This is a genomic window from Streptomyces recifensis (assembly GCF_002154615.1).
GTDB lineage: Bacteria > Actinomycetota > Actinomycetes > Streptomycetales > Streptomycetaceae > Streptomyces > Streptomyces griseoluteus.
Window position 1 is genome coordinate 1 of the sequence record NZ_MUNH01000297.1, and the last position, 10,078, is coordinate 10,078.

General features: G+C 71.6%; 9 protein-coding genes. 4 read left to right on the forward strand and 5 right to left on the reverse strand.

What is annotated here, in order from left to right; all coding sequences use genetic code 11:
• Together CCN33_RS16975 and CCN33_RS16980 are read left to right on the forward strand one after the other, a co-directional pair.
• The coding region (locus tag CCN33_RS16975) for an aldo/keto reductase (RefSeq protein ID WP_107483953.1) at nucleotides 1-956 on the forward strand (956 nt) is incomplete at its 5' end.
• Between the two features lie 39 nt (nucleotides 957-995).
• Entirely contained in the window at nucleotides 996-1,592 is a 597-nt protein-coding gene (locus CCN33_RS16980) for a TetR/AcrR family transcriptional regulator (protein WP_086694439.1), read from the forward strand.
• 6 nt (nucleotides 1,593-1,598) lie between these two features.
• On the opposite strand, the gene CCN33_RS16985 is transcribed toward CCN33_RS16980, so the two are convergent.
• The 3 genes from CCN33_RS16985 to CCN33_RS16995 all read right to left on the reverse strand — a co-directional run bounded on the left by CCN33_RS16985 (nucleotide 1,599) and on the right by CCN33_RS16995 (nucleotide 4,533).
• Nucleotides 1,599-2,741, reverse strand: coding sequence for a serine hydrolase domain-containing protein (locus tag CCN33_RS16985; protein WP_086694445.1), 1,143 nt, complete (start codon nucleotides 2,739-2,741; stop codon nucleotides 1,599-1,601).
• Nucleotides 2,742-2,802: 61 nt separating this feature from the next.
• Nucleotides 2,803-3,027 carry a hypothetical protein gene (locus CCN33_RS16990; protein ID WP_086694440.1) on the reverse strand — a complete coding sequence of 75 codons (225 nt, stop codon included), beginning with the start codon at nucleotides 3,025-3,027 and terminating at the stop codon, nucleotides 2,803-2,805.
• A gap of 72 nt (nucleotides 3,028-3,099) precedes the next feature.
• Nucleotides 3,100-4,533, reverse strand: a complete 1,434-nt coding sequence (locus tag CCN33_RS16995) for an MFS transporter (RefSeq protein WP_086694441.1) — start codon at nucleotides 4,531-4,533, stop codon at nucleotides 3,100-3,102.
• Nucleotides 4,534-4,711: 178 nt separating this feature from the next.
• Here CCN33_RS16995 and CCN33_RS17000 point away from each other — a divergent pair, with 178 nt between their 5' ends.
• Nucleotides 4,712-5,584 carry a helix-turn-helix transcriptional regulator gene (locus CCN33_RS17000; protein WP_086694442.1) on the forward strand — a complete coding sequence of 291 codons (873 nt, stop codon included), beginning with the start codon at nucleotides 4,712-4,714 and terminating at the stop codon, nucleotides 5,582-5,584.
• 10 nt (nucleotides 5,585-5,594) lie between these two features.
• Here CCN33_RS17000 and CCN33_RS17005 read toward each other — a convergent pair whose 3' ends face one another.
• On the reverse strand, nucleotides 5,595-7,040 hold the full coding sequence (locus CCN33_RS17005) for an MFS transporter (protein ID WP_086694446.1): 1,446 nt from the start codon (nucleotides 7,038-7,040) through the stop codon (nucleotides 5,595-5,597).
• A 159-nt stretch (nucleotides 7,041-7,199) separates the two neighbouring features.
• Here CCN33_RS17005 and dusB point away from each other — a divergent pair, with 159 nt between their 5' ends.
• On the forward strand, nucleotides 7,200-8,330 hold the full coding sequence (dusB, locus tag CCN33_RS17010) for a tRNA dihydrouridine synthase DusB (RefSeq protein WP_086694443.1): 1,131 nt from the start codon (nucleotides 7,200-7,202) through the stop codon (nucleotides 8,328-8,330).
• Nucleotides 8,331-8,394: 64 nt separating this feature from the next.
• Here the strand turns inward: dusB and CCN33_RS17015 are convergent, their stop codons facing one another.
• Complete coding sequence (locus CCN33_RS17015; protein ID WP_341866579.1) at nucleotides 8,395-10,053, reverse strand: alkaline phosphatase family protein; 1,659 nt, start codon at nucleotides 10,051-10,053, stop codon at nucleotides 8,395-8,397.
• Nucleotides 10,054-10,078: the final 25 nt, after the last annotated feature.

Here is a 10,078-nt window from a genome sequence, read left to right on the forward strand (position 1 = left end):
GCCTCGGCTGCATGGGCATGTCGGGTATGTACGGAGAAGCGGACCGCCCGGAGGCCATTCACACGGTGCACGCCGCTCTGGAAGCAGGCGTCACCCTCATCGACACCGGCGACTTCTACGCCATGGGTCACAACGAAATGCTGGTCGGCGAAGCCCTGCGCACCGCCCCGGCCCACCTCCGTGACAACGCGGTGCTGAGCGTTAAGTTCGGCGCCCTGCGCGACCCGGACGGCGCCTGGCTCGGCTTCGACGGCCGGCCCGCCGCGGTGAAGACCTTCGCCGCCTACTCCCTCCAGCGCCTCGGCGTGGACCACATCGACATCTACCGCCCCTCCCGCCTCGACCCGGACGTCCCGATCGAGGAGACGGTCGGCGCGGTCGCGGAACTGGTGGAGAAGGGGTGGGTGAAGCACATCGGCCTCAGCGAGGTCGGCCCCGACACCATCCGCCGGGCCGCCGCCACCGCCCCGATCTCCGACCTCCAGATCGAGTACGCGCTGATCTCGCGCGGCATCGAGCGGGAGATCCTCCCCACCCTCCGTGAGCTGGGCATCGGCGTCACCGCGTACGGCGTGCTCTCCCGTGGCCTGCTCTCCAACCACATCTCCGCCGACCGCGACTTCGCCGCCACCGACTTCCGCGCCTTCTCGCCCCGCTTCCAGGGCGAGAACTTCCGGCACAACCTGAGCCTGGTCGACTCCCTCCGCAAGATCGCGGAACAGAAGGGGGCCACGGTCGCCCAGATCGCCATCGCCTGGGTCCTCGCCCAGGGCTCCGACATCGTGCCGGTCATCGGCTCCCGCACCCGCGAACGGCTGTCCGAGGCGCTGGGTGCCCTGGACATCACCCTGGACGCCGCCGACCTCGCCGCCATCGAGGAGGCCGTCCCGGCCGACGCGGCGGCCGGTGAGCGGTACGCCCCCGCGCAGATGGCCATGCTGGACAGCGAGCGATGAGCAGGAACCGGTGACCGGCGCGCCGGGTACGGTCTAGGCATGGCAGCGACCGAGACCCTGACCGCCGAGCGCATCCTCGAGGCGACGGAGGAGGTGCTGCGCCGCCACGGCCCGGCCAAGGCCACCGTGGTCGACGTGGCCCGAGCCCTCGGCGTCAGCCACGGCAGTGTCTACCGTCACTTCCGCACCAAGGCGGCGCTGCGCGAGGCGGTCACCAAGCGCTGGCTGGACCGCACCTCGGAGCGGCTCGCGGTCATCGCCGGTGAGGAGACCCCCGTCGAGGTGCGGCTGCGTGACTGGCTCGCCGCCCTGTTCGAGGCCAAGCGCCACAAGGCGGGTGACGATCCCGAGCTCTTCGCCACCTACAGCGTGCTGGCCGAGGAGAGCGGGGCGACGGTCGGTGAACACATCACCGACCTCACCGCCCAGCTCGCCCGGATCATCGAGGACGGCGCCGGGTCCGGCACCTTCCGCGCCGCGGACCCGGCCGCCGAGGCCCGCGCCGTCTTCCAGGCCACCGCCCGTTTCCACGACCCCTGCTACGCACGTGAGTGGCAGCAGCCCGGTATCGAGGAGGACTTCAAGGTGATCGTGGACCTGCTGATACGCGGACTGGGCGCACCTGTCAGGCCGTGATTCCGGTCAGGCCGTCACCCGCCAGAAGTCCCGCATCACGGCGGGCGGGGTCGGGCCGGTCATGGCGACCTGGGTGAGCAGGACGGTCACCTTGCCGGTGGCCGGGACCAGATGGGCCGCGGTGCCGGTGCCGCCGACCCAGCCGTAGCGGCCGGGCACGTGCCACGGTTCGGTGCGGGCGATGTCGACGGAGCCGCCGTAGCCCCAGCCCTGTCCCTCCAGGAAGAGCGGGCTGCTCTCCCGCTGGGCCGGGGTGAGCTGGTCGCTGGTCATCCGGGAGACGGACTCCGTCGAGAGCAGCTTGCGGCCACCGCCGGATTCGCCCCCGGCCAGCAGCATCCGTGCGAAGGCCAGATAGTCGTCGGCGGTGGAGACCAGGCCGCCGGCACCGGAGGGGAAGGCGGGGAGCCGGTCCCAGTCGTGGTTGAAGGCTTCGGCCACCTTCAAGGTGCCGTCGGGGCCGGGCTGGTAGGCGGTGGGCAGCCGGTCCAGGTCCTGTTCCGGCACCGAGAAGCCCGTGTCCTTCATGCCGAGTGGCTCGAAGATCCGCTCGGCCAGGAAGTCCGGCAGTGTCCGGTCCGTCGCCCGGGCGATCAGGGCGCCCTGAAGATCGGAGGAAGTGTTGTAGAGCCAGGCTTCACCGGGCTGGTGGAGAAGCGGCACCTTGGCGAGTTCGGCCAGCAGCTCGTCCATGGCGGGCACCGCGTGCGGGGCGAACCCGCCGCGCTGGAGCTCGAACAGCGGGGCCACGGCGGGCAGTGAGAAGTCCGGCGGGAACCCCCACCCGCACCGGGAACTGAGCAGGTGCTCCACGGTGATGGGCCGCTCGGCCGGAACCAGGTCGTCCACCGGCGACTCGGGCGTCCGCACCACCATCGGCGCGGCCAGCTCGGGCAGCCAGCGCGACACCGGATCGTCCAGCCCGACCAGCCCCTCGTCGACGAGCATCAGCAGCGCGGCCGCGGTCACGGGCTTGGTGATCGAGGCGAGCCGGAACAGCGAGTCCCGCTCCAGCGGCACGGTCCTGCCGGTGTCGGTGTGCCCGACGGCCACCGCCTCCACCTCGTCCCCCCGGGCGACGAGGCCGACCGCGCCGGGCAGGCTCCCGTCGTCCACGTACCGGCGCAGGGTGTCGTGCAGTGCGGTCATGGGGCTCGCCTTCCGGTCGGCGCGGGTCGTCATGGGGTACGACTCCCACGGCGCCGGGAACTCATCGCCGGGCGGGGTCCAGCGTCGCCTGATGGGCCTCGGCCAGATGCTCCGTCGCCGGGTGCTCGTCCGTAGGAGTCCAGGGCAGGTGCCGGGTGCCCCGGCGCCAGCCGCAGGTGCCACAGCCGAAGGTCCGCTGGAGTCCGGCCCGCTCCACCCGTACGACGTGTTCCCGGCCGTGCCGGTCCCACCGGCGCACGCTGGTGCCGATTCTGTTGTCGGTCATGCCCGGAGTGTGCGGCACGCGGGGCGGGGCCAGGGGCGGAAGCCCGGGTGGGAACTCTCACACGGTTCCGGCTCAACCCGCCTCGCGCGGCAGGCGCAGGCTCAGCAGACCGGTGGCGAGAATCGCCGTGAGCTGGGTGACCAGGGCGATCATCAGGGCGTCCCGCATGCCGAGGTGCGGGACCAGGGTGAGGAAGAGGGCGCCCAGGGTGGCCACACCCAGGGCGAAGGACGCCTGCTGGGTCGTCGCCAGCACCCCGCTGCCCACCCCGGCACGGGCGGCCGGGACCTCGGAGAGCACGATCCGCAGCAGATTGGGGAGTTGGAGCGCCTGACCCGCTCCGGCGACGGCCGCGCCGGGCAGCAGGCCGGCGAGCCCCAGGCCGGGCCAGTCCCGCCACACCGCCAGCGCGATCAGCAGCACACCCACGCCCTGGAGCACCGCCCCGGCGCCCACCACTCGCGTACCGAAGCGGGCGATCAGCCGGGGCCCGGCCAGCGACACGAGCAGGAAGGAGACCGCCATCGGCGCCAGCGCCAGACCCGCACGTACCGGACCCAGACCCGCGCCCTGTTGGAGGCCCAGCGCGATGACGAACATGAACCCACTGAATCCCAGGCAGAACGGCACCACGATCAGCAGCCCCCGTCGCAGCGACAGGGTGGCGAACAGGCTCGGCGGCAACAGCGGGGTACGGCCCAGGCGGTCCAGCCGCCGTTCCACCGTCCAGAACGCCCACCCCGCCACCGGGAACACGGCGAGCGACACCCAGGTCCACAGCGGCCAGCCCGTCGCGCGGCCCTCGGTCAGCGGGGCGAGCAGCGCCAGCAGGGCCACGGCCAGCAGGACGGTGCCGGGGACGTCGACCGGCTCGGGGTGCCGGGCGCGGGTGTCGGGGACGTGGCGGACGGCGAGGATCAGGCCGACCACGACCACGGGCACGTTGACCAGGAAGATCGAGCGCCAGCCGGTACCGGCGATGTCCGCCGCCACCAGGACACCGCCCAGGATCTGGCCCACCACCATGGACAGGCCCGCCGTCGCGCCGTACAGGCTCATCGCGCGGGCCCGGCGGCCACCGGCGGTGGTGGACTGGATGGTGGCGAGCACCTGCGGCAGCATCAGCGCCGCCGACGCGCCCTGCGCGGCCCGTGCCGCGACCAGGCTCCACGCGTCCGGGGCCAGCCCGCACGCCAGCGAGGTCAGCCCGAAGGCGGCCATGCCGCCGATGAACAGCCGGCGCCGACCGAACAGGTCACCTAGGCGCCCGCCGAGCACGAGCAGCACGGCGTACGTGACGCCGTACCCGGCCACGACCAGTTCCAGCAGGGACTCGCTCGCTGAGAGGTCGCTGCCGATGGCGGGGAGGGCGACGTTGACGATGAAGAAGTCGACCAGGGGGAGCGAGGCGGCCAGCAGGACGGTCACCAGGCCCGCCCCGCTCAGGGTGGGCGCCGCCGACGGAGCGCGTACGGACGGCGCGGTGGAGAGGGTGGTCTCGGTCATGCCACCGAGCGTGCGCCCGCCCTCAGACGGGTACCAGAGTGTGCCGATCCTGGTACCGGAAGTACCCGCCAATGCCCTCGGACGGCCCTTGTCCCACCCGGAGCCTGGTAGTGGCGGCCGCTCATCCTGGTGGCAGCAGTACCTGGCAACGGGGTCCGGACGGAGGCACCCTGGAACCATGACGACCATGGCCCAGGAAGGCGCCGCCCCCCAGGTGAAGGGCGCGGAGATCCGGCGCCACGAGCTGGCCGCGTTCCTGCGCAGCCGCCGTGAGCGGATCACCCCGGAGCAGGTGGGGATGCCGCGCGGGGCCCGGCGGCGTACGCCGGGGCTGCGTCGGGAGGAGGTCGCGCAGCTCTCCGCCGTGGGCGTGACCTGGTACACCTGGCTCGAACAGGCCCGGAACATCCAGGTGTCCGTCCAGGTGCTCGACGCCCTCGCGCGCACCCTGATGCTGGACCCCAGCGAGCGCGCCCACCTCTTCCAGCTGGCCGGGGCCGCCGACCCGACGCCCGCCGCGGTCTGCCCCAGCATCACCCCGGCGCTGCGCGCGACCCTGCGTCAGATGGAGCCGTTCCCGGCGGCGGTGCAGAACAGCCGGTACGACATCCTGGCCTACAACCGCACCTACGCCCGGCTGCTGTGCGACATGGACGCCGTCCCGCCCGAGGACCGCAACTGCGTGCTCCTCGCCTACTCCAACCCCGAGTGGCGCTCCTCGATCGTCCACCTCGACGAGGCCCTGCGGCTGATGGCGGCCCGCCTGCGCGCCTCGCTCGCGGGACACCTCGGCGAACCCGCCTGGAAGATGCTCCTCAAGCGCCTCCAGGCATACCCCGAGTTCCGCGAACACTGGGAGCGCTACGAGGTGGTCGGCAGCCGCTCCAAGACCAAGGAGTTCCTCAACCGCCACGTGGGCCACCTCACCCTGGAACACACCGACCTCTGGCTCTCCCCGGACCAGGGCCCCCGCATGGTGATCTACCCACCCAAGAACGAGGAGTCCCGAGAGCGCCTGGAGAAGCTGCACGCGCTGGCGCTGGAAAGCTGAGCCCGGAGGGTCAGCCGGACGTACCCACGGGCTGCCGCACCTCCACGGTCTCCAGCCGCTCAGCCGTCCGCTCCGCCGTCCTGTGGGCCCAGCGGCCGCTGGTCAGGAGCCCGAGGACGAGGACGGCACCGCCGCACGCGGCGAGAATCCACCAGCCGGGGCGGGCGGCGGACACGAAGGTGTCGCGGTAGGGGGACGAGCCGATGCCCGCGGCCAGGACCGCGCCGATGACGGCGACGCCGAGGGTCTGGCCGAGCTGGCGGCTGGTGGAGGCGACCGCCGCCGCGACGCCCGCCTGGGCGCGGGGCATGCCGGACACGGCGGTGTTGGTGATGGGTGCGTTGACGAAGCCGAAGCCGACGCCGAAGAGGACGTAGCCGAGGAACAGGGTGACGTTGGAGGTCTCGGCCTCGAAGAGGGCGAAGAGGAGGCCGCTCACCGTCATCGCCGCGCCCGCGATCAGCAGGGGCAGCCGCGGCCCCCGGCTGCCGACCAGCCGTCCGGACAGTGGGGCGCACAGCAGGGTCGGAACCGCCATGGGCAGCATCCACAGGCCGGCGTGCAGGGCGTCGAGACCGCGTACGTTCTGGAGGTACAGCGTGGACAGGAAGAGGAACCCGCCCAGCGCGGCGAAGGCGCTCACCGCTATCCCGGTCGCCCCGCTGAACGGTGCCGAGTGGAAGAAGCGCAGGTCGATGAGGGGCTCCGCGCGCCGGGGCTCGTAGATCAGGAGGGCCAGCAGCGCGGCGACGGCCACGGCGGCGAAGGGGAGCACCTCGGGGAGGCTCGCGTCCGGCGCCTCGATGATCGCGTACGTCAGCGAGCCGAACAGGGCGATCACCAGCACCTGGCCGACCGGGTCCGGGCGGCGCGGCCGGGGCGCGCGGGACTCGGGGACGAAGCGCAGGGTGAGCAGCAGGGCGGCGAGGCCGACCGGCAGGTTGACCCAGAAGATCGAGCGCCAGCCGACCGACTCCACCAGCAGCCCGCCCGCCAGCGGACCGGCGGCCATGGAGATGCCGACCACCGCGCCCCAGACGCCTATCGCACGCGCCCGTTCACGCGGGTCGGTGAAGGTGTTGGTGATGATCGACATGGCGACCGGGTTGAGCATCGAGCCGCCGACCGCCTGGACCATGCGGAACACCACGAGGAGTTCCAGGTTCGGCGCGAGCGAGCACAGCAGGGAACCGGCGGTGAAGATCACCAGTCCCGCCATGAAGACCCGTTTGCGGCCGATCCGGTCCGCCGTGGACCCCGCCAGCATCAGCAGCGAGGCCAGCACCAGCGTGTAGGCGTCGATCGCCCACTGGAGACCGGAGGTGGTGGCGTGCAGTTCGCGCTGCATCGAGGGCAGTGCGACGTTCAGGGCGGTGTTGTCCAGGCTCACGATCAGCAGGCTCATGCAGCAGATCGCGAGCACCAGCATCCGCCGCCGGTGACTCAGCTCGGGCATGCGTCCCATCGTACGCGCTTCGATAGTGCGGCTAACTAATGACCCCTACATGATCCGTGCCGGTACCCGTACCCGATCCGTCCCGCAGGGGGAGGGGCACCGGTGAGGTGAGGGACAATGGACGACGCCCTTGCCGTACATCCGTCCCGGAGCCCCCTGATGACCCAGCCGCTGTCCATCGGCCCGCACGCCGTGGTGCCGCCCGTCGTGCTCGCACCCATGGCCGGGATCACCAACGCCCCCTTCCGCACCCTGTGCCGGGAGTTCAGCGGGGGCAAGGGGCTGTTCGTCAGCGAGATGATCACCACGCGGGCGCTGGTCGAGCGCAACGAGAAGACCATGCAGCTCATCCGGTTCGACGCGAGCGAGAAGCCGCGCTCGATCCAGTTGTACGGCGTCGACCCCGCCACCGTCGGCAAGGCCGTCCGCATGATCGCGGAAGAGGGCCTGGCCGACCATATCGACCTGAACTTCGGCTGCCCGGTCCCCAAGGTGACCCGTAAGGGAGGCGGCTCCGCGCTGCCGTACAAGCGGAACCTGCTGCGGGCCATCCTGCGCGAGGCCGTCTCCGGCGCGGGCGACCTGCCGGTCACCATGAAGATGCGCAAGGGCATCGACGACGACCACATCACCTACCTCGACGCCGGCCGCATCGCCGTCGAGGAGGGCGTGACCGCCATCGCCCTGCACGGCCGCACCGCCGCCCAGCACTACGGCGGCACCGCCGACTGGAGCGCCATCGCCCGGCTGAAGGAGCACGTCCCGGAGATCCCGGTGCTCGGCAACGGCGACATCTGGTCCGCCGAGGACGCGCTGCGCATGGTCCGCGAGACCGGCTGCGACGGCGTGGTCGTGGGCCGCGGCTGCCTCGGCCGGCCCTGGCTCTTCTCCGACCTGGTCGCCGCCTTCGAGGGCCGCGACGACTTCCAGCGACCGGTGCTGCGCCAGGTCGCCGACGTGATGGTCCGGCACGCCACGCTGCTCGGCGAGTGGCTCGGTGACGAGGCGCGCGGTGTCATCGACTTCCGCAAGCACGTCGCCTGGTACCTCAAGGGCTTCGCGGTCGGCTCCGAGATGCGCAAGCGGCTCGCCATCACCTCCTCGCTGGAGGAGCTGCGCGCCGGCCTGGACGAGCTGGACCTCGACCAGGCGTGGCCGGCCGGCGCCGACGGCCCGCGCGGGCGCACCTCCGGCAACAACCGGGTGGTCCTCCCGGACGGCTGGCTGAAGGACCCGTACGACTGCGCGGGCGTCAGCGAGGACGCCGAGCTGGACACCTCCGGCGGCTGAACGGCGACAGGGCTGGCCCCCTCAAGGGACCGGCCCTGCCCTCAAGCCCCCTCAAGGGCCTTGGTCAGCCCTTCTTCGGATGCGGAGTCGACCCGTACGCGGTCAGGAAGCGGTCGCGGAAGAGGTTCATCTTCCACACCGGCGCGTCGTGCGCGGGCCGCAGACCGTCCGACCAGCCCCAGTCACCGATCTTGTCCAGCACCTTCGGGTCCTTGGCGACGATGGAGACCGGCACGTCCCTGCTGGCGTGGTTGCCGCTGACGCGGGCGATGGGCTGGTGGTCGCCGAGGAACACCAGCACCGTGTCCTTGGTGCCGTAACGCTCCAGCCACTCGGTGAGCGCGGTGACCGAGTACTGGATCGACTTGCCGTACTCCTGGCGGGACTTGGTGGTGTCCGCGATCACGTCGGCCGGCTTGTTGCCCGCCGCCTCGATGCCCTTGAAGATCGAGCCGTCGCCCAGTTCGTCCCAGCCGACCATCTTCGGGATCGGGCCCCAGGGCTGGTGGCTGGAGGTCAGGATGACCTCGGACATCAACGGCTTGTCGTGCTTCTTGCCGTGCACCCGCTTCTGGAACTGCTCCAGGGTGTACTGGTCCGGCATCGTGGACCAACTGAACTTCGGCCCCTTGTAGCCGAGTTCGAAGGCGTTGTAGACCTTCTCCAGTCCGAAGAAGCTCTGTTCGGGCCACGCCTTCTGGATGCCGGGCATCACGCCGACCGTGTTCCAGGCGCCGGACTTCTTGAACACCTTGGTCAGGCTGAGGTGGTCGCTCGCCATCACCGTGCGGTACCGCTGCTGGTTGCTCACCCACAGGCCGGACAGGCTGGTGGAGTGGCCGAGCCAACTGCTGCCGCCGTACGTCGCGGAGGTCAGCCAGCCGCTCTTGGCGTGGTAACCCGCCTTCTTCAGCGCCTCGGTGCGGACGGCGAGGGTCTTGTCCACGCCGGGCGCCATGATCGGGTCCTCGATCGCGCTGCGGCCGTAGCTCTCGATGAAGGTGAAGATCATGTCCTTGCCGCGCAGGTCCGGCACGAGCTGGTCGGGCGGGGTCGCGCCGAACGCGTCCACCTTGGCGACCTTCTGGAACTCGGCCTCGTCCTTCAGCGTGTCGGACACCCGCTCGGTCTGGCTCCGCAGGGTGACGGCGGCACTGTCGGCGGCGAGCGGCACGCCCGCGAGTTGCACCCCGAAGGAGGAGCAGGTGATCCAGACGACGCCCGCGATCAGCGTCCCCCGGGTCGCGGTGGCCGAGTGCCGGGCGAGGACGTCGCTCAGGCGGACGACGGCGTAGGCCAGCGCGGCGAACAGCAGCAGGACGAGCACGATCAGGCCGGCGGTCGCGGCGAGGGTGGCCGTCCGGCCGAGCGAGTCCTCCAGGTACGACTGGGCGTCCCCGAGCAGGCTCCAGTCCAGCACCAGGTTGAAGGCCCGGCCGAGGTACTGCTTGAAGCCCATGTCCAGCCAGTTCAGCACCGTCAGCGCGGCGAGTACGACACCGCCGGCCGCGGCGAGCACGACCCGCGGCTTCCTGGGCAGCGCGAGCAGGATGGCCGCGCCGACGATGGCCTCCCCGGGCAGCCGGAAGAACGTGGCGGGGCCGAGGCCGACGATGGTCGCGGGCATCACCAGGGTGCAGACGACCAGGATCGCGGCGAGGACGGTGATGGTCCGGGAGAGGACACGGGCACCTTGGGGGTGTTCCGCCCGCCAGCGGTTCACGCGGGCGAAGCGGGCTGCCTGGGCG

Coding starts and splice junctions, on each gene's coding strand:
- CCN33_RS16995 (WP_086694441.1), bottom strand. CDS start 4,533: ATGACCGAGACCACCCTCTCCACCGCGCCGTCCGTACGCGCTCCGTCG.
- dusB (WP_086694443.1), top strand. CDS start 7,200: ATGACCCAGCCGCTGTCCATCGGCCCGCACGCCGTGGTGCCGCCCGTC.
- CCN33_RS17005 (WP_086694446.1), bottom strand. CDS start 7,040: ATGCCCGAGCTGAGTCACCGGCGGCGGATGCTGGTGCTCGCGATCTGC.
- CCN33_RS16980 (WP_086694439.1), top strand. CDS start 996: ATGGCAGCGACCGAGACCCTGACCGCCGAGCGCATCCTCGAGGCGACG.
- CCN33_RS16985 (WP_086694445.1), bottom strand. CDS start 2,741: ATGACCGCACTGCACGACACCCTGCGCCGGTACGTGGACGACGGGAGC.
- CCN33_RS16990 (WP_086694440.1), bottom strand. CDS start 3,027: ATGACCGACAACAGAATCGGCACCAGCGTGCGCCGGTGGGACCGGCAC.
- CCN33_RS17000 (WP_086694442.1), top strand. CDS start 4,712: ATGACGACCATGGCCCAGGAAGGCGCCGCCCCCCAGGTGAAGGGCGCG.